Source organism: Lysinibacillus sp. G1-3 (genome assembly GCF_056322905.1).
The window spans coordinates 33,703-53,511 of record NZ_JBWHYQ010000006.1; the positions used below are offsets into that span (position 1 = coordinate 33,703).

The following is a 19,809-nucleotide window of genomic DNA, read 5'->3' on the forward strand; positions in this document are numbered from 1 at the left end:
TCCTATTACTGTCAATAAACTGTGACCTACTTTGTTGAAAAAACTATTTGAAGCAGCTAATTTATCTTTAAATAGATTAGCTATTAACCTACATTAAAAGTGGATTGTTCTTCTTGGTTAGCCTTAATAGGCTTTCTGTCCTCATAAACTCTTTCTTACTCTTTCTATAAAATAAAGAGGGTAGAATCCGATATTATTTTTGAACAGCTCTTATTAGAGGTATTAATAATATGATTTTGAAGGAGAGAACGATGTTTAAAAGATTTAATATTGTTTTAATAGCTTTCATTACAACGACTTTTTTGTTTACATCTCATAATACTGCTAGTGCTAACGACACTATTAAAGTATTTGTAAACACTAAAGAAGTAGTATTGGATCAAAAACCTATAATAAAAAATGATCGAACGCTTGTACCACTTCGATTTGTATCTGAATATTTAGGGAATGGTGTGAAATGGGATTCGAAAAAGAAAGTAGTCACTATTGTTTACTCTATCGAAAACACTAACTACACTGTTGTTTTACCAATTGGTCAAAATACGGCTACTATAACTTCAAGTTCTTATTTGAATAACCATGGTGTAGAAGAAGTAGAACATATTCAATCAGAAGCACCTAGTCAGATTATTAATGGAAGAACTGTAGTCCCTTTAAGATTTATTGGGGAATTGCTTGGAATAGATGTCCGTTGGGATAATCAAAACACAGATATATATATTTCTAGTATAGGTGTGAACTTGATCCCATCTGATTTTGAAAAGGATGTTTATGATAAAGAATTGCGTAAGGTGAGAGATTTTGGTAAACCTACAGTCAATTATGAAAAATTTCTAGCTCTTGATGCTGATCATTTTAACTCAATCGATCTGGATTATCTTTTTGCTAAAAAGCCTAGTGTTGACATATTTGGGGCTCCAGAATCATTCCGTGATGGCATCAATGAAATTATTATATCAGGGCCCATTAAAACAAATTATTTAAATATGATGATCTATAAAGGAAAGGATCTACCGATTTTAAGTTACCCAGATGTTACAGCTGAAAGTACGGCTACTATTAAAGAAGGCATGACCTATGATGAAGTAGTCAATATATTGGGTGGTCCTGGAGTATTATCAGGTAAAGGTACTCTTCGAGAGGAATACAAATGGGTATCGTCCACAGAGAAGGGCGAAGCATATTTTACATTTGTTAAAAGGAACAATTCTCTTTATGTTATGCCATCTCCATACAGATCATATTCTTGGGAGAAATTTTATTGAGTTTGACAATTAATTGAGTTTCCTCTAAAACAAAAAGGAGTCGACCTATATCATCTGCGGTCGTCTCCGTTGGCTGGGACTTAGAACTCTTATAACAAGCGAAGCTATGACGCTAGGATTAGGGGGGCTAATTAATTCTTGGTCTGGATAATTCAAAAGGAGAAAGCCAGGTTCAAGCATTCTTAGATAAAGGCAAACCATTTCGTAAAAGTTTTAAGCAGGAAACAGGAGAAGGTACATACTGTTCGGACAAGGATTAAAGGTCCATTTTGCATTAGACAAAACAAATACTGGAGAGTGTACTGAACGTTTATTCCTATTAGAAAACCGTTCGTTTTATAAAGACCTATATTTGAATAACATCAAAAGCAAGGAGGCAAGCTCCTCAGTCACCACAAGCGATTTTGTTCGAGCTTGCTCAGGGACAAGGCGTTGGAATCTGGAAAAAGAATCACTTGTAGAAAGTAATCCTCATGCAATAGATTTTATTATTTCTTAAAGCATTAAAAAAGCGTAAAAGCTTATGCCCTTACGCTTTTTATATAAATAATTATTTACTTTCTTTTGTTGATGTATCTGCATCTTTAGTCGTTGTATTTGTTTCAGTTGGTGTTTCAGCAGCAGCAAAAAACTCATCTAACGCTGTTTTTATATCTTCATCTTTAATCTTGATATCAGCATCTTTCATCATTTTCGCTACTTTTGTTAATAGCGTTGAAGGTTCCGCTTTTGCTAGCTTTAATTGCTTTTCAAGCTCGGCTTTTTTATCTTCGTATGATTCTTTAATCTCACGCTTGTCCGTCACTTCGATGATATGATAGCCAAAGCTAGATTTAATTGGATCGCTGATAACATTTTTTTTCAATGCGAAAGCACCTTCTAAAAACTGTTGATCCATATTAGTTGCTTTGTTAAACCAACCTAAATCCCCACCAGTTGTTTGTGCTGCTTCTTCGATAGAATACTCTTTTGCAACTTCTGCAAAATCTTTTCCAGATACAAGTTCCGCTTTCACCTTTTTAGCAGTCTCTTCATTTTCTACTACTATATGACGAGCTTGGATTTCATTTTTGATATTTTCGTATTTAGCTTTAATATCATCTTCTGTTACTTCCACATCTTCAGCTAATGCCTTTTCTTTTAACAAGTTAAGTTCGATGAGTTTTTTGTACGAAGATTCTGTATCTCCTTGTTGTGCAATGAGGGTTTCGAAATTATCGCCATATTGCTTTTTGTCAGCTGCTAATTGAGCGTTTACTTCATCTTCTGTCACTTCATATTTCGCTGATAGTACTTTTTTAATCATTAGAAATTGAAATGCTTGATTTCCCGAAGATGCTTTCATTTCTTCATATAAATCATTTTGAGTGATATCTCCAACTTTAGAAGTAGCGATTACTTTGTCATTAGTTGCTGAATCATTACTACAAGCGCCTAATGCAAGAACTGATGCTGCAAGTGTGAATGTTAATACTGTTTTTTTCATGGAATTCTCTCCTAACTTCTTGTTGTTGCAGTTGTATAACAAAAACCTAGCTAATTATACTTCAGGACAACCGTTTAAAATTACCAATCACTATACGATTTTCCATCCAAAAAGGTTTCTTACAAAAGATATTTTAAGGTTATTTTAAGATTAGGGGATAGGGAAAGTTCAAAAGTTTAATAGCAGAGGAATCTTGATGAATGGGATACTAAGACTGGATGGCAACACATTGACAAAAAGGCATGTGTCAGGGACTGATGCTACTAAAGGAACAACACTATTTCCATCGCTAATTATTCCAGTGATGTGAATCTTACAATTAACATCGAGACAGATACAATATGTTTCTAGAGTTCTCGTCTGTTTATTGACATGATGGGGATTTTATTTTGTTCAATGCCTACAATTGATTAAAATTGTAGGCATTTATTTATTTGATTTTCTACATAATGAACTGACTTGTAGTCTATTGTAAATCATATGCCAAAAGTAAAAAAATTAATCAAAACAATGCCAAGATTTATAGTCAAATTCAATTGAAATTAATATAACAATTTTAAATACATTGGGTATTAAAAACAAGTTGCTTGAGAGGGTTGCTATTACTGTGTTGGCAAATATACCGTTAAGAAATTGGCGAAGATATACTTAAAATCACAAAATTTTATATAATTCCAGGCTACTTGTAATAGTTTATTAGTCCTTCATCCATTATAACTTCTACCATATTTGAAGACCCCATCTTAAGTTTAGGTCTTCGCTTTGAGCTCGGTGTACTATAAAGCTCCACCAAAAATTACTTAAAAGCATCAAAAAAGTGAACAGCAATCGGAATAGGTCTCCTAATACCATCATACAAATAATTTATAAAATAATAGCATAGAGATGAATAAATATTAGTATAATGTTCTATTTATGTATTTTTATGCTATAATACAACTATAAACGGACGTATGAAACATATTCTATTGCATGAAAGAAGTGTTGATTTGAGTTTATATGTAGCGTATGTGTTGGTAGGACTTGCGATTGCCATGCCTGTTGGAGCCATTACAGTAGAAATGACAAAGCAAGGACTAAAAAATGGGTTTATGCACGGTTGGGCTGTCGGACTTGGTGGTATGACAATTGATATTGTATTAGTTTTTGCATTATATATGGGACTAGCTACCATTTTAGCAATGCCTATCATTCAAATCCCTATGTGGATTATAGGGGCTGGATTTTTATTCCTTTTAGGACTGGATTCTATCAAAAATGCTGATCATGATATTACGCTTGCAGGAGAGAAAGTGACAAAATCATTTTTTACTTCTTATCGTAATGGTTTACTAGTTGCAATTTCGCCTGGAAATCTAGTATTCTGGGTAAACGTTTTTGGTGTTGTACTAGCTAAATCATATGGGCAAGGGGAGTCATCGAACTTTCTAGTGATTGCTGCAGGTGTTTTAAGTGGCATATTGTTACATGATATAAGCTTGATGGCCATTGTTTCGGTTACCAGAAAAGCGATGAGTCGTAAAGTCATTAAATCGCTTACAATGGTAGCGGGCGTATTACTAATTGGATTTGCTGGATATTTTATTTATGAATTTATACAAGCTATAAAGAGCTATATATGAGAAAAGTGCGATCCCAAAAGATCGCGCTTTTTATCTTTCCTGCATTCATGGTTAGTAATCTTTGTAAATGCATGGATGCAAGCTAAAATTTCCTCTGCTAATGAAAAGTTCAGCATATGTAAATTTTATGTATGGATTCGTAGTCTTTTGGGTCTAAGATGCGAAATAAATCTGGATTTATTAAACCTTCCTATGATTGCTTTCTTTGAAAAACTGTAAGATATAAAATCATGCAGAGAATAAGGATTGTCCCAATAAATTGAAAACCTCCAAAGGTAATTTTAAGCCAAAGCACACTTGTTATAACAGCTGTTAGGGGCTCCAGACTACCAAGTAAACTAGTCTCTTTAGGGGATAAATAATTCAAACTAGCAATATAAAACCAAAATGCTAGCATGGTCCCAAAAATAACGACAAACAAAAAATAAGCGATAGTCGACAATGCCCAGTTTGACACGTCAATTTGCCATGGCTGATGGAAGAGGCTCATTACAATCCCACCTATAAGCATTGACCAGCCTACGACTAACAATGAGTGAAATTGCTGTAAAAGTGGGACTGCATATAACGTATAAAAAGCAGCCGAAAGACCAGATAAAATCCCCCAAAACACGGCCATCGCTGGTACAGAAAGTGTAGACAACGAGCCATTTGTTAGTAATAAAAAAGTACCAACAAGTGTAAAAGTAACAGCGATTCCATCCTGCCTTGTCAATTGACTGTGCTTCGTTATTAAATAATAGGCCATAATAAAAAGTGGTGCTAAATATTGCAATAAAGTCGCAACAGCCGAGTTTCCTATAGCAATCGACATCATATAAGTATATTGAACCGCCAGCATTCCTAATAAACTAAATAAAAATTGTCTAAAAGCATTTTGCCTTGTACGCCACATCACGAAAATAGACTCTTTGCGATGTGTAAGTTTATAGGCAGAAATGAGCAATAGGCCAGCTAAAAGAAGACGACTGGAAACGAGCCAGCCAACCTCTATATTTTCCTGCTGAAAAAGCTTTTGAGCGACTGTACCACCAATACCCCAAAAACTTGCTCCTAGAATGACAAGCATAAAACCAAGTGTACGATTTTTCTGTGCTGATTGATTCAACTTAAAACATCTCCTAAACTATCAATATAAAGAAATTATAAAAAATATTTGACGTAAAAAATATCGATTTAAAGGGTTAATAATATCAATATATTGAGGTGAGCTAAGTAGTGGTGTTAACACATATTAAAATTGCAAAGGATTTACAAGAACTTACGTTACATGGGACGAAGGAATTTCCAGTTGCACTATATGAGACGGTTTTGCGATTAGATCGTTTAGATTTTTTACCGTTACATTGGCATAAGGAAATTCAATTTGTCAAAGTGAAAAGTGGTCGTGTGGAATATCGTGTAGGAGCAGATGTTTTTGTACTTGAGGCGGGGGAGGGGCTGTTTGTCAATGCATCAGGCTTACATGAAGCAAAGCCTTTTCAAGTAGAACATGCTAAAATCTTGTGTATTAACGTTGACCCGTTGCTATTAGGAGGACATAAGGACAGTATTTTTGCCACTAAATATGTACTACCTTATATAACGAACTATAGACTGCCTTATGTTAAGCTTTCTGGCCAATTGGCGCAAAAAGTAGACATCGTGGCTAAATTACTACAAGAACAAGCCGTTTTTTATGAGCTAAAGGTATGGAGAGAGCTATTAGTCATTTGGGAAACTATTTTGTCACAATCAATGCTAACAGAAGAAATATTGGATCCAGCAATTATTGTCCAGCATGAACGAGCGAAGGATATGCTTGATTATTTACATACTCATTATCAAGAAAAGATATCTTTAGAAAGTTTAGCTGCACATGTTTTTTTTAGTCGTGCAGAATGTAGTCGCTTTTTCAAAAAAATGATCGGCATGACACCATTCACGTATTTACTACACTATCGTCTTCGTAAAAGTATGGAGCTATTACGTGATAGTGAGCAATCCATCACTACAATTGCTACAACTACAGGCTTCAGTACAGTAAGTTACTATATTGAAAAATTTAAAAAATATACAGGATACTCCCCACATGTTTATCGTAAACAGTTTTTTGATAAAGGATAGAATTGAAGTGGAACAGAATCGAATATTCGCTATTGTAATGAATCGCTTGATCTTAATTTAATGAAATAGGGATATCTATTTCTTAATGTAACTATTTGTAATTTAATAATAGTGAATAGAATAAACTTGGAGGTGGCTCAATGAAAAAATCTATGTTCCTGTTTTTATTCGCTTACTAGTTTTACTTTCTTCTTTCTCAATTGCAAAAACGCAAACATTAGAAGAGGTTTTATAAGAATGCAAAAATTGAAAATGTAGATAAAGCAATCATTCAAGATGGTTCAATTGGTTATTCTAAAATGCTTACAAAGCAAGAACAAATTGGTGAATTGCTAAATTTGATTAAAGATATAGAATTTACTCCACTAGATAATCAAGAAGAACGAACAGGCTGGCGATATGGACTTGCTCTTTTTGATGGCGAAAAAGAATTTATATTTACGCTTAGTGAAATTGACAATACCTATTACGACTCAAACCCAGATATTTATCCAATTGTAGAGAATTATTACGAACAAATAGATATCGAAGAAAAATATGGATGTTAAAACTAGACCTCTTAATCAGGAGGTCTTTTATTTTGCCATTCTTAATGTCTCGATAGTTGGAATAAGCATCTGGTTCTGTTAAGATTTGTGAAAAGTTTTTGAAAATTAAAGGATTAGCTCCCTTACTTTATTGCTGAATATATTGACTATAATAACTATATAAAATAAAGTAAAGTTAATAGTAAAGATACCTTTACTATTAACTTTACTTAAAGGAATGAATGAGTTATGGCAAAGGATGAAGAATTTATTTATAAGCTTGTGGAGGAGATAAATGAAGCTATTTATTCGATGGATAGTCATTTCATAAAGCTACATCAAAATCTAATCAGTGATGAACTTTCTCCTAAACAAATAATTCTTTTAGATTTTATTAAAAAAAATAACCAAGTGACGATTGGACAAATTGCAAGTTATATGAATATAACGTCTAGTGCTGTCGGACAGCTGGTTAGTAAACTTGAAGAGCAGCAATATGTGTCTCGGAGCATTAATCCGGAAAACCGACGAGAAATATTTGTAAGTCTCGATACATCAGGCATTAAGTATTTTGAAAGAGAAGAAGATATAAAACGATTTATTATTTCGAGATATTATTCAAAGCTTGAGTTAAGTGAGATTGTGCAATTAAAAGAGGTTGTTCAAAAGCTTAATCAAATTGTATTAAAGGAAGGCATTATACATGAAATAAATGATATTTAAAAAAGGGAGAGATTTGACATGGTTGCATTAAAGAAAAAGCAAAATATATGGCTAGCATTTTTGTTAGTCGTACTTGCCAGTAATTTTGCGCTTTATAACACTGGGCTCGGCGCATCCATTTTACCACCTGAAACAAATGGTGTTGTTATGGGCTCATTAATTGATTTTGTCCTTATTATGCCTGCTTTATTTCTGCTTTATAAACGAAAGTTTTCTATAAAACAAGCAGTGCTTTTAGCAGCATCTGGTTGTATTGCAGCCCGTTTTATTATTCCAATAGAACATCTACAGCCATTTGTTGCGGTGACTTGGGCTGGGTTTGCGATTGAAGGTACGATTATTCTATTAGAAATTTTAATCATTGCAACGCTTGTTCGCTATATGCCGAGAATTTTAGCGGATGTACGTTCAACTACTTTACCAGATTTGTTCTCATTTCCCAAAGCAGTTGAAAAACATGCACCGAAGCATCCTATTATCCAAGTGTTTTGCGCAGATTTTGTAGTATTTTACTACGCTTTTGCAAGTTGGAAGAGAAAAGAGCAACCTGGTTTAACCTTGCATAAAAATTCGAGCTACATTGCCTTTATCATCATGCTTATCCATGGAATCGCCATTGAAACAATAGGGATTCATTGGTGGCTACATGAAAAATCACTTGTTCTTTCTATTCTATTGCTTATTTTAAATGTATACTCTGTACTATTTTTTGTAGCGGATATGCAGGCTATTCGTTTAAATCCTGTTTATGTAACATCTGATAAACTGTATTTGTCATTAGGATTGATGAAACGAGCAGAAATTCGCTTCGATCAGATTGAAGAGCTTGTTGAGGATAAGGAGCAGTTGGAACGAAAATTAGCTAAAGATACAATTGATTTTATAGCACGTGATTTTGAAGCGGTATATCCACAGTTTATATTGAAAATGAAGGAGCCTGTGGAAGTGACTTTTATGCTGGGGATTAAAAAACGTTATAACAAAGTAGCCATTAAAGCTGACCAAGCACAGGAATTTAGAAAAATGCTTCTACAAGGAATGGAAGATAATAGATAATAAACAACAGGTGCTAGCAAACTAAGCTGGCACCTGTTTAATTTGGACAATCAAAAAATAGGGGGAAATATTTGTTAAAACACATACCATTTATATAAAAGTCGGGACGGAAATCAACCTCACGTTTTGAGCCCTAAATTACAAAAATAATAATAAAAATAATAAGGATACACAATAACGGCAGATCGACAAATCCTCTAAGTAATCGCCTGCTAGCTGCATGAATTTGTTCATTGGATACTTGAAAGATTGACCAAATTTTGTGCTCTAAAATTTGCTGGATTATCGATTGCATCAATGACCGTATAGTAAAATAAAGAATTCCAAGCATAATTATTTTCGCCCATGTTGGCACAATAATGATGAGCCCAATACCACTCAATAAAAAACGAAGATAGCCAAAGAGATATTGTTTTTGGCGAAGCATCGTTTTGCATACTAATTCCTCTATTAAATAATCGGAACGTCGAAACATACGCTTAGAATTTTTCCATAGTAGGCGAGGCTTTTTTAATTTCGGTACTAGCTGACTTCGAAGCTCAGGAGCAATTTGGAATAAAAGACTTTGCCATTTATAAAATGCTACTTGATCGAGCTCCACCTGTTGATCAAAAAACTTAGTGCTATAGACATAATGTTTATGATAATAGCTTGTGCAATAAACAATAAGAATTAGATAAATAAGGAACGTAATAATAGTAGGTACATACAAAAAGCAGACTGTACCGAGAATACACAAAAAAATGTTGCATGCTAGTTGCTGCCATTTACGAAGTTTTAATTGAAAAAGTAACTTCATAAAATTAGTCGTAAATAGTAGCAATAGTAAAGAAAGCAATTCCAATATCGTTATATGGTGAATGTTTATAAAGATGGGCGCTAATAAAGCAAGGCCAGTACCTAGTAAAATTAGGTGCTTACTTAACGACCAATGAAGGCCAGCTCGTTTTAAGCGTATCATTTGTTTTCGGTTTTGGATTAAAAAAAGACGATCGGCTCGTTGCAAATAAGTACGAATAGTTCCGATACGTGTAATAATAAATAACAGTACGATAAACAAAACTAGCGGTATATGTACGATCCAAGGTGTACTTATATTTAAGATAAAGTCTTTATAAAGGAAAAAGCTAATGACTAGAGCAGGCACAACAACATATAAGGCGACTGTCCAATCGATAACGCTTGCCAGTATCTTAACATTTTGGGAGCGCTCTAATTTTCTTCGGTGCTGCAATATATTAGTCATGGCGATTTTCCTCAAGCAATGTGTCGAAAATATCAAGAAGAGACGCTTCGTCCTGTTTCACCGTTAAACGTAATGATGCAAGTGTACCTTGCTGTAAAATTCGCCCGTGATCAATCAAGATGAAACGATCGCATATTTTCTCTGCTGTATCGAGTGCATGTGTACTCATTAAAATGGCGGCTCCTTGCGCTTTTAATTCTTCTAAAATCGTTAAGAGCTTACGCATTGCCTGTGGATCTAAACCCATAAATGGTTCATCTAAAATATAGGTAGAATGCTTATCAAGAAATGCTAAAATAAGCATCACTTTTTGCTGCATCCCTTTAGAAAACGTTGTTGGATAATCGTGTAGTTTATGGTCCAAATGGAAAATTTCTAGTAAATCTTTCGCGCGATTTGTCAAAGAATCTTCTTTACCAGTAACACGCAAATAAAAATCTATATGCTCCCACAATGTAAAATACTCATACAAAATTGGTCTTTCAGGTACGTAGCCGTAAGTTTCTATTGTTATTTGACCATCCACTATTGGCAGTACACCCATTATTGCTTGCAATGTTGTACTCTTTCCTGCCCCATTGGAACCGATTAATCCAACGAGCTCACCACTATTTACTTGAAATTGAATGTTTGAAATAATGGCTTCATCTTCTACATAGCCACCTTTATGTATGTTAATATCTATTGTCATTCACTTCCTCTCTTTGTTTATTTACGAATGAAAGAGGTAAATGTTTCGATTTTTGACATATTACTTCTTTGGGAATATAACATATGAGATGCTAGTTGCGGCATCAACCGCAAGTACAATACCTCAATATTTCATTATTTGAAATAGGGGAGAGGTATCAGAATTTGAACCAACGAAAAGAGACACGGCATACAATAATCCAACACCAATTATAAAGGCACCAATATGCTGACTAAGCATTTTCATTTCATGCTTACCTTTTTTTACTCCAGTTAATGGCTCATTTTTTTGACCAGATTTTAAAAACCATTTTTGAAATTTTTCATCGGCCCATGTAATCATTGTTTTACCAAAAGTTATAGAGACACCAATATAAATCGCCGCTATTCCGTGAGATATAGATGCAGGAGTACCAGCTTTTAAATCCATAGCAGTAAGGATAACAAGTAACAAATCAATAACAGGTGTTAGTGCAAAAAAAAATGCTCAGTTTCGGCATTTTAAAAACGTATCTGCAAATAAGCCCAATAATAATAACAATCCAAAAGGCAATTTCCGCAGTAATAATCCATGCAATCATAAAAAACTCCAAACTTATTCAACATATTTTTGTTGAAAAATACCACACATTCTTAATTAATACAAACTTATTAATGCCGAAATTAATTAGTGAACAATGGGGAAAGAAAGGTGACTATTGCAATTGGAGACTATTTAAATGCGTTTTTCGATGGTCTTTAGCTTCATGGCGTAATGGACTTTGTACCGATGGTTAAGGGGAAAATCCTAGAAAAGGAATTAGAGCAAATTATGAAAGAATAGTCCCTTGCAATTGCTCACCTACTTAATCTAGGTGGGCAATTGCATTTATAACGTCCTCACTCACTGCATCCCAAAAATGTTGCTGCACAACATCACAATACATATATAGGTCTTTATGTTGGACATGCTCGTATAGCTCGGAAATTGCTTCTTTATGAAAAAGAAGTCGATGATTTAATGCCTCCCGTTCTTCCTCAATACAAAAGGATTTATACACATCTGCGAGACGTTCGAGCTTTGCTAACTTTTGTTTAGTTTCCTCGTATTGTGTTTGATGAAAGCGTCCTACTGCTGTAGTCATCGAGATCTTTGCTCGATGCTCGTTATTTAATGTGCGCAATTCTTCCTGACGAATAGCTACTCGATACCAAAACTCATAGCGAATAGGTAAGTCTTTTAGCTCGTATGTGAGCAAGGATTTTAAAATAAAACTAACTTGCTCAAAAGTATCTACAATCTTCTCTGACTCTTTAAAAATACCAAACATACAGCCACCCCCGTTTTGTTTAATACTACGAACGAAGAGTAAAATCCTTTAAATTTTTGATAATATTCGGAAAAGTCAATGAAGCAAAAAAATACCCCAAAGAATATTAGAAATCTAGCTATAATACAAGCTCGAATTGTTGAAAAAACAAATAGAAATTCACATTCTCTCAGATGGTGCATGGAGTGTAAGTGAGTAGGGGAACGAAGCTAAGGGCATCACGTCCTGTGAAATGCTTAGTGACCAACATCTTTTTGTGGCTGACGCTTCGTTTTCGCACAGAAAACATATGTTTCCCAAAGCGACATTTCGGACTCCTAAAAAAAAGCACCCGAAAAAGAAAGTAATTCCACGTTATGGTGATGCGCCTTCTAATTAACAAAAACAGACAAAATGATTAATTGACCTTCTACAAAAATATATATTCATTCGCACTAGTTTTTACCTAAGTTAGAGTCTAGTGTTTTTTATTGAAGAAAAAAAGTTGTTGAGTTATCACAAAATTCCCTATTTTTCGTAAAGAAATAGACTGTTTTTGAGAAATAGCATTTACAAAATAAAATTAAATGTGTTAACTTAAAATTTGTAAACAGTTAACTTAAAAGAGGGGGTAGGTTAACGATGCAACATTTTTGGGTTGTAGGGACAGATACAGACGTCGGTAAAACGATTGTCACTACATTGCTAATGCGTCAATTACAAATGCATGATCTACAAGTCACGCCTTATAAGCCTGTGCAAACTGGCGAAATTTGTGAGAATGGGTATTGCTATTACTACGATACAGCAATGTATGAAAAGTATTCATTACAAAGCCTAAAGCAAGAAAATTTAAATGGTTATTCGTTTAAGGAAGCTGCATCACCACATTTTGCTGCACAGCTGGAGGATCAGCAAATTAATGTGGAGTATTTATTACAGCAAATTCAGTTGTTACAGCAAGCATACGATGTTGTGATTTGTGAGGGAGCAGGGGGACTTTTTGTTCCGATAGATACATATGGAGAACAGACACTGCTTGATGTCATCGTTCGAAGTAAGCTTCCAGTCGTTCTTGTCACACGAACAACACTTGGAACAATTAACCACACATTGCTTACTCTTGAGGCATTACGTGCTCGTAATATTGATGTTCTTGGCCTTGTATTTAATGGAGATACAGGCAGTCAGATGGAACAAGATAATGTAAAAATGATTTTACAACGTCATGATTTGCCATATGCGACGATTCCAAAGCTTCGGGATATTTCACAGATTGTTGACTTCTCTATTTCACACACATCTTTGTTTGAAAGGTTGGTCAAATATGAAACAATCTTTAACTGAATTGCAGACGAGAGATATACAGCATGTTTGGCATCCTTGCTCACAAATGAAGGACTATGAGCAATATCCGCCTATTGTTATTAAAAAAGGACAAGGTGTATGGCTGTACGATGAACATAATAATCGCTATTTAGACGCCGTATCTTCCTGGTGGGTAAATTTATTTGGACATGCGAATCCACGGATAAGTCAAGCATTAAGCGATCAAGCTTTTACATTGGAGCATACGATCTTTGCGAATTTTTCACATGAACCTGCCATTAAGGTGGCTGAAAAATTAGTTACCTTAACGCCAGACGGTTTAAATAAAGTATTTTTTGCAGACAACGGCTCGTCGGCGATAGAAGTAGCACTCAAAATGAGTTTTCAATATCATATGCAGACGGGAAAAACAATGAAAAAACGCTTTTTAGCTTTAACGGATGCTTATCATGGAGAAACACTTGGTGCCTTATCTGTTGGTGGGGTAGGGCTATATAACGAAGTGTATCAGCCACTATTATTGGATACTGTACGTGCACAAGGACCAGATTGCTTCCGATGTCCTTTTCAAGAGAATCCAGGAAGCTGTCAAGCCCAATGTATACAATTTGTTGAAGACGAGCTTCGTCAGCATCATGAAGAAATTACAGCTGTTATTATTGAGCCACTCATTCAAGCAGCTGCTGGCATGAAAATGTATCCTCCAATATATTTGAAGCGCTTACGAGAACTTTGTACAAAATATGATGTTCATTTTATCGCAGATGAAATTGCAGTAGGTTTCGGACGAACAGGTACATTGTTTGCTTGTGAACAAGCAGGGATTGTTCCAGATTTTATGTGTCTATCAAAAGGTATAACGGGTGGTTATTTGCCACTATCCGCAGTTTTGACAAATGATGATGTATACAACGCTTTTTATGATGATTACGGTACAATGAAAGCTTTTTTACACTCTCATAGCTATTCCGGTAATACACTTGCTTGTCGTGTAGCCCTTGAAGTTTTGACGATGTTTGAAGAAGAGCAAGTGATCGACATGATAAAAAACAAAGGTGAACGTATGCGAAAGCTTGCTAAGCAGGCATTTGAAGAGTTGCCGTTTGTTGGAGAATATCGGCAGGTTGGACTGGTTGGAGCTATTGAATTAGTCGCTAATCGTGAAACAAAGGAGCCACTTCCAAGTGAGGAACGTATCGGTTATCAACTATCTAAACGAGCATTAGCAAAAGGCTTACTCATTCGTCCTCTTGGCAATATATTATATTTCATGCCTCCATACATTATATCTGATGACGAAATGGATTTTATGATTGATACAACAAAAGAGACGATTATGCAATTTTTTGAGGAGCGGGAGGGAGTAAGTTGTTCAAACGACAATCAACACTGTCACTTGTGATGATTGCGATGTTTGCCGCTTTAACCGCAATCGGGGCATTTATTAAAATACCGCTACCAGTAGTGCCCTTTACATTACAAATTGTTTTTGTTTTTTTAGCAGGTAGCTTGCTCGGTAGTCGTAATGGATTACAAAGTCAGCTCGTCTATATAGGGGTTGGTTTAGTTGGTTTGCCAGTTTTTACACAAGGTGGGGGGATCACCTATGTATTGCAACCGACATTTGGCTTCCTGATTGGCTTTGCACTGGCCGCATTAGTCATTGGTTTCATGATTGAAAGAGTGGATACGCTAACAAAAAAACATTTTATCGGTGCAAATATTGTCGGGCTTATTATTATTTATGGGGTGGCGGTACCTTATTTATATGTAGCATTGAATTTCTGGTTACATGTGAAAACGAGCTGGTCACATATTTTCGTAGTTGGTTTTTTAAACAGCATTGTGGCTGATTTTTGCTTAGCGATAGCTTCTGCATTTTTGGCCGAGCGTCTTTACAAAGTTTTTCATTCAGCAAGAACAATAACTTCTTTCAGTTGAAGTATCCCACCTATACAGATGTGAGAAGAATGCATATTTAAATTGTTTTTTTAGCGGTTGATCACACATCAGCTGAAAAAGAGGAACTCAGGCTAAGAGCTTCACATCCTGTGAAAACGCCTGAGTGACCAATATCGTGTTGGCCTATAGCCTCCGGCGGGTGTCACGGAATCGGAAAGGAGTTCTTTGTGCTTGCACAAAGCCGATTCCAGACGCAATTATGCCGAGGAATAATTGATAAATTATCAAGTAGAGAGGGAGAATGTCTAGATGAATTGGTTACAGTTAGCAGAGGAAGTTATTGCAGGGAAAATCCTTAGTAATGAGGAGGCTCTTGCCATTTTACATAGTGAAGATGATGAGCTCTTGAAGGTGATGGACGGTGCCTTTGCTATTCGTAAGCACTACTATGGAAAAAAAGTAAAATTAAATATGATTATGAATGCTAAGAGCGGTTATTGCCCAGAGGATTGTGGCTATTGTTCTCAGTCATCTAAATCTACAGCACCGATTGAAAAATATCCTTTCATTACGAAAGAGGAAATTTTAGCGGGGGCTAAACGTGCATTTGACAATCAAATCGGTACTTATTGCATCGTGGCAAGTGGTCGTGGGCCGACTCGAAAAGATGTCAATGTAGTTAGCGAAGCCGTTACAGAAATTAAAGAGAAGTATGGCTTAAAAGTTTGTGCTTGTCTTGGCTTATTAAAAGAAGAACAAGCACAGCAATTAAAAGAAGCGGGGGTGGATCGTTACAACCATAACTTAAATACATCTGAACGACATCACTCTTATATTACTACGTCCCATACGTATGAAGATCGTGTGAATACGGTTGAAATTGCGAAAAAGCATGGAATCTCACCTTGCTCAGGGGCCATTATTGGTATGAAGGAAACAAAAGAGGATGTCGTGAATATTGCGCGTGCACTTCATCAATTAGACGCGGATTCCATTCCGGTTAACTTCTTAAATGCGATTGATGGCACGAAACTAGAAGGGACAAAAGAATTAAATCCACGTTATTGCTTAAAAGTTTTAGCGTTGTTCCGTTATATGAATCCAACAAAGGAAATTCGCATTTCTGGTGGACGAGAAATCAATCTTGGGTCACTTCAGCCACTAGGCTTATATGCAGCAAACAGTATCTTTGTAGGGGATTACTTAACAACTGAAGGACAAGAAGCAAACAGTGATTACCGTATGCTTGAGGATTTAGGCTTTGAAATTGAATTATCAGAGAAGCAAGAAGCAGCATTCTGCTAAGTAAAACTTATCTACGCATTAACGGGCAGTAATGAACTGCCCGTAAAAGCCCGATTGGTGAAGACTAATAATCAGTGCGGGATAAGAAACCCCGCTGATAAAAGATTCACTTTATGAAATAAAATCTACTACTACTACTTAATTATCATCGAATTTGGAAAGCCGTATGTGCGTCGTGGAAAAGGCGTACATACGGCTTTTTGTATTGAATGTAGGAATGAGACGAAGCGGTATGAAGATTGTTTTTATGCCTTGGAAAATCAAGTTTTCACAAATTGTTCAATGAAAGCGTTTTGAAATTGAACAGTTTGTGAAGGGCTTCACATAAGGCTTTAATTTTATAAAAAATCGGCGTAAAATAAGAATCAAGTAAGGAATTGTTATAAAACAGTTGGATAAAGTATCACGGTTTTTGGTGGTTGTTATATTACAAAAACAAATTGGAAGGGAGCTTTTATGATGTGGGTTATTACAGTATTTGATAAAAAGGATGTTCGAATTTTTGAATATGCAAATAAAGATGAGGCAACACAGGCTTTAGAGAAATTTAAGAAACATGCCGTTTTAACGTATACAAAATAATTGCAGAACTGAACGAAGCAACCCTTTTCGACGCTATAGCGCACGAAGAGGGTTGCTTTTTATTCTGTTAATGAACGAGATTGAAAGCTGTATACTAATAAAAGAGCCATCATGATATTAAATGTTTGACGATACTGTAGTAAAATTTTTTGAAAAGCTGAACCAAATTGGGCCCAACTGATCCTACAAGGTTTCCAATTTGATAATCGTATAAGGTTATCAAAGATTTAGAGATTACTTGCAATTATCTTAAAGTTTTTGCACCAGAATATTTCTTTAGTACAGGTATAGAAACGCTTCCCTTTCCGATGAAATCAATAAGCTTTGTTCCAAACCATTGGCAAATCAGGGCATACATGATCACTTTCCAATCGATCACGACACCAGCAACAAGTAATATCAAACTATTAATCCAAAATAATATGCTTCCGGGAGGTCGCTTTATAAAAGATGATATAATAAGTGCTAAAATATCCATTCCTCCTGAAGAAGCCCCCATTTTAAATAAAATTCCCACACTAAAACCGAATAAAAAGGCTCCAATTACTAAATCGACCCATACATTTCCAATTGGATGATGAATGTGTGGAGAAATTGAATGGATAGTGAAGGCAGCTGCACCGACACAAAACATCGTCCACACCGCGTTGCTTGTTCCAAGCCACTTGAAGGCTGCAATTACCATCACTGCATTTAATAACCAAAGGCTCGTTGCAAATGGCACATCCCATATGTAATTTAATAACACACCTATTCCGGCAGCACCACCGGATGGAATGTAGTGAGGAAATAAGAAAATAGACATAGCTGCTCCTTGAATGGCAGAGGCCAATGCAAGAATGATTGCTTTAAATAAATGTTGCGACATAACTACTACATCTCCTTGTGTGTATCACAGTATTTCTCTTTTGTTTTACATTATATTAGTTGAATTATTAAGTGAAATATAGATTAGTGATAGTTATAATTAGAAATATTTATGATTAGAAATTGGTCAATACAGATCAAGATGCTAAAGCAGCCTTTAAACAAGAAAAAAACATTCAGAATGATTTTAATAGGGTTGAATTGCTAGGAGGGTATTAAGTGATTCTGCTGCAAAGATAAAGTAATATTAATTATTTTGATTAAACTGTTTTGATGTAAGTAAGAATTCTCTAATATTGTGTTTCGTGCTTTCATTACTTCGACTGTATACAACCAAGAATCACTTAAGATAGATGTCGAGATATTTTTAGCCACTCCTTTAAAACGGTCAATCCACAGCTTCTGAACATATATAATATAGTAGTTTTATTTCTAATAAAGTCGTTTAAAAAAAGCCAGTCATGTTATTCAGCTAAAGGGGCTTTACCTGAAAATCATTAGTTGCATAAGCCTTCTTTTGAAAAAGGATATTTATCATCCCAAAGAGAATTTAGATAGAATGAATTTTTATATGGAGGATGAAAGAATGAATAAATATCTTAATAGAATTTCCCAAGACTTAGTAAATGCAAATTTGGATAATTATTGGTCAGGTTTTGATTCGGTTGCTTACGCACTATATGATAAGAGTTATGTTTATCTTTTCAATCATCCTAGAATGAAAAAAAATCAACAAAATAATTATCAAATTTTAAATTGGGATGAACAATTTATTGGGTGTACACTTATTCTTTATAATGATTATCCAACAGCAATTGTAAATATCGAATTGTGCAAGAATTATGAAAGTTTATATTCTATTCTCGTACACGAATTATTCCACGGTTTTCAATATGTTAAAGGCGAAACGCGGTTTGCGAATGAAATTTTGGGGATCACATATCCGTTAACAAAAGAAAATGTGGAATTACGAAATCAGGAAAGAGCAAATCTTTTTAGTGCGGTATTAGAAAATAATATTATTAAAAAGAAACTATATCTTAATACTTTCATTGCCCTAAGAGAAAAAAGAGCTGTTATGTTTAAAAATAATCTATTATACGAAAACTTAATTGAGACAATAGAAGGACCTGCTTGGTATGTTGAACTAAAGGCTTACTCAGAAAAAACCCCAATAGATTACAAATCAGTTTTAAAAAAATATGGACAAGACCTGAAGGACAAATATGGAACTACTTCTGATATACGCAGGAGTTGTTATAGTTCAGGTTTGTTTATGTGTTTGTTACTAGATGAGTTTTCACCGGGTTGGAAGGAAAGTTTTTGGGGTAAAGAGGAAACATTATACGATATATTTAAACAGCTTTCGGATGATTTTATAAAAATAAGTAATGTAGGAATAAGCTCTGAAACAGAAGAAGTAATTAATTTTGCTATACAAAATAGAAAAAATACATTTGAAAACTTTGAACAACAAAAAGGAATTCATCTATTTGTTGAAGGTGAAATAACTGCTAAATCTTTTGACCCGATGAATATCGTCTCATTAGAAAATAGATTTTTACATAAGAACTTTTTAAAAGTAAGAATTAACAATGAAGACTATCTTGTACAACAACCTGTTATCGCATATTGTAAGGATGGACTTCAACATATAATTAAATTACACCTGATATTAAAGAATAATCCCATTGAAAATGTTGATTCACTTAAGATTGATGGAATCGGAGTAATAAAGGGAAGGTATGAGAAACAGGAAAATGTTTTACATTTATATGTGAATTAGGACCATTTCTTCTACAACGAACGGAGTG

Annotated in this window: 19 protein-coding genes and 1 pseudogene; 12 read left to right on the forward strand and 8 right to left on the reverse strand. The window is 34.8% G+C overall.

Features of this window, described 5'->3' with window-relative positions:
• Positions 1-251: 251 nt before the first annotated feature.
• Entirely contained in the window at positions 252-1,265 is a 1,014-nt protein-coding gene (locus ACVYAD_RS07435) for a copper amine oxidase N-terminal domain-containing protein (protein WP_476425548.1), read from the forward strand.
• A 550-nt stretch (positions 1,266-1,815) separates the two neighbouring features.
• Here the strand turns inward: ACVYAD_RS07435 and ACVYAD_RS07440 are convergent.
• Positions 1,816-2,751: a peptidylprolyl isomerase gene (locus ACVYAD_RS07440; RefSeq protein WP_476425549.1), complete on the reverse strand. Its 936-nt coding sequence runs from the start codon at positions 2,749-2,751 to the stop codon at positions 1,816-1,818.
• A 989-nt stretch (positions 2,752-3,740) separates the two neighbouring features.
• On the opposite strand from ACVYAD_RS07440, the gene ACVYAD_RS07445 reads away from it, so the two are divergent.
• Positions 3,741-4,373, forward strand: coding sequence for a LysE family transporter (locus ACVYAD_RS07445; protein ID WP_386827244.1), 633 nt, complete (start codon positions 3,741-3,743; stop codon positions 4,371-4,373).
• A gap of 190 nt (positions 4,374-4,563) precedes the next feature.
• On the opposite strand, the gene ACVYAD_RS07450 is transcribed toward ACVYAD_RS07445, so the two are convergent.
• Complete coding sequence (locus ACVYAD_RS07450) at positions 4,564-5,481, reverse strand: EamA family transporter (RefSeq protein WP_476425551.1); 918 nt, start codon at positions 5,479-5,481, stop codon at positions 4,564-4,566.
• A 110-nt stretch (positions 5,482-5,591) separates the two neighbouring features.
• Between ACVYAD_RS07450 and ACVYAD_RS07455 the strand changes: the two genes are divergently transcribed.
• The 4 genes from ACVYAD_RS07455 to ACVYAD_RS07470 all read left to right on the forward strand — a co-directional run bounded on the left by ACVYAD_RS07455 (position 5,592) and on the right by ACVYAD_RS07470 (position 8,785).
• On the forward strand, positions 5,592-6,479 hold the full coding sequence (locus ACVYAD_RS07455) for an AraC family transcriptional regulator (RefSeq protein WP_476425553.1): 888 nt from the start codon (positions 5,592-5,594) through the stop codon (positions 6,477-6,479).
• Positions 6,480-6,778: 299 nt separating this feature from the next.
• The gene (locus tag ACVYAD_RS07460; protein WP_476425555.1) at positions 6,779-7,027 is read left to right on the forward strand and encodes a hypothetical protein; all 249 of its coding nucleotides are present in this window, start codon (positions 6,779-6,781) and stop codon (positions 7,025-7,027) included.
• A 228-nt stretch (positions 7,028-7,255) separates the two neighbouring features.
• Positions 7,256-7,729: a MarR family winged helix-turn-helix transcriptional regulator gene (locus tag ACVYAD_RS07465; protein ID WP_476425557.1), complete on the forward strand. Its 474-nt coding sequence runs from the start codon at positions 7,256-7,258 to the stop codon at positions 7,727-7,729.
• A gap of 18 nt (positions 7,730-7,747) precedes the next feature.
• Positions 7,748-8,785 carry a beta-carotene 15,15'-monooxygenase gene (locus tag ACVYAD_RS07470; protein ID WP_476425558.1) on the forward strand — a complete coding sequence of 346 codons (1,038 nt, stop codon included), beginning with the start codon at positions 7,748-7,750 and terminating at the stop codon, positions 8,783-8,785.
• A 133-nt stretch (positions 8,786-8,918) separates the two neighbouring features.
• On the opposite strand, the gene ACVYAD_RS07475 is transcribed toward ACVYAD_RS07470, so the two are convergent.
• The 4 genes from ACVYAD_RS07475 to ACVYAD_RS07490 form a co-directional block, all read right to left on the reverse strand.
• Complete coding sequence (locus tag ACVYAD_RS07475) at positions 8,919-10,031, reverse strand: ABC transporter permease (RefSeq protein ID WP_476425560.1); 1,113 nt, start codon at positions 10,029-10,031, stop codon at positions 8,919-8,921.
• Positions 10,024-10,722 (reverse strand): ABC transporter ATP-binding protein, encoded by a 699-nt coding sequence (locus ACVYAD_RS07480; RefSeq protein ID WP_349660539.1) that lies wholly within the window; start codon positions 10,720-10,722, stop codon positions 10,024-10,026. Before ACVYAD_RS07480 ends, ACVYAD_RS07475 begins: the two co-directional genes overlap by 8 nt.
• A gap of 123 nt (positions 10,723-10,845) precedes the next feature.
• On the reverse strand, positions 10,846-11,151 hold the full coding sequence (locus ACVYAD_RS07485) for a hypothetical protein (protein WP_476425562.1): 306 nt from the start codon (positions 11,149-11,151) through the stop codon (positions 10,846-10,848).
• A gap of 415 nt (positions 11,152-11,566) precedes the next feature.
• Positions 11,567-12,031, reverse strand: coding sequence for a hypothetical protein (locus ACVYAD_RS07490; RefSeq protein ID WP_349660537.1), 465 nt, complete (start codon positions 12,029-12,031; stop codon positions 11,567-11,569).
• 621 nt (positions 12,032-12,652) lie between these two features.
• Here ACVYAD_RS07490 and bioD point away from each other — a divergent pair.
• From bioD to ACVYAD_RS07515, 5 genes are all read left to right on the forward strand, one after another.
• Positions 12,653-13,357 carry a dethiobiotin synthase gene (gene bioD, locus ACVYAD_RS07495; protein WP_476425564.1) on the forward strand — a complete coding sequence of 235 codons (705 nt, stop codon included), beginning with the start codon at positions 12,653-12,655 and terminating at the stop codon, positions 13,355-13,357.
• A complete protein-coding gene (bioA, locus tag ACVYAD_RS07500) occupies positions 13,338-14,741 on the forward strand; it encodes an adenosylmethionine--8-amino-7-oxononanoate transaminase (protein ID WP_476425565.1) in 1,404 nt (467 codons plus the stop codon). Before bioD ends, bioA begins: the two co-directional genes overlap by 20 nt.
• On the forward strand, positions 14,708-15,280 hold the full coding sequence (locus ACVYAD_RS07505) for a biotin transporter BioY (protein ID WP_476425567.1): 573 nt from the start codon (positions 14,708-14,710) through the stop codon (positions 15,278-15,280). Before bioA ends, ACVYAD_RS07505 begins: the two co-directional genes overlap by 34 nt.
• Before the next feature lie 270 nt (positions 15,281-15,550).
• On the forward strand, positions 15,551-16,546 hold the full coding sequence (bioB, locus tag ACVYAD_RS07510) for a biotin synthase BioB (protein ID WP_476425569.1): 996 nt from the start codon (positions 15,551-15,553) through the stop codon (positions 16,544-16,546).
• A gap of 456 nt (positions 16,547-17,002) precedes the next feature.
• Positions 17,003-17,128 (forward strand): hypothetical protein, encoded by a 126-nt coding sequence (locus ACVYAD_RS07515; RefSeq protein WP_349660606.1) that lies wholly within the window; start codon positions 17,003-17,005, stop codon positions 17,126-17,128.
• A 244-nt stretch (positions 17,129-17,372) separates the two neighbouring features.
• Here the strand turns inward: ACVYAD_RS07515 and ACVYAD_RS07520 are convergent, their stop codons facing one another.
• Both ACVYAD_RS07520 and ACVYAD_RS07525 read right to left on the reverse strand, forming a co-directional pair.
• Positions 17,373-17,996 carry a YitT family protein gene (locus tag ACVYAD_RS07520; protein WP_476425571.1) on the reverse strand — a complete coding sequence of 208 codons (624 nt, stop codon included), beginning with the start codon at positions 17,994-17,996 and terminating at the stop codon, positions 17,373-17,375.
• A 246-nt stretch (positions 17,997-18,242) separates the two neighbouring features.
• A pseudogene (locus tag ACVYAD_RS07525) lies at positions 18,243-18,397 on the reverse strand (IS1595 family transposase); the annotation flags it as partial.
• 184 nt (positions 18,398-18,581) lie between these two features.
• Between ACVYAD_RS07525 and ACVYAD_RS07530 the strand changes: the two are divergent.
• Positions 18,582-19,781 carry a hypothetical protein gene (locus tag ACVYAD_RS07530; protein WP_476425573.1) on the forward strand — a complete coding sequence of 400 codons (1,200 nt, stop codon included), beginning with the start codon at positions 18,582-18,584 and terminating at the stop codon, positions 19,779-19,781.
• Positions 19,782-19,809 lie beyond the last annotated feature (28 nt).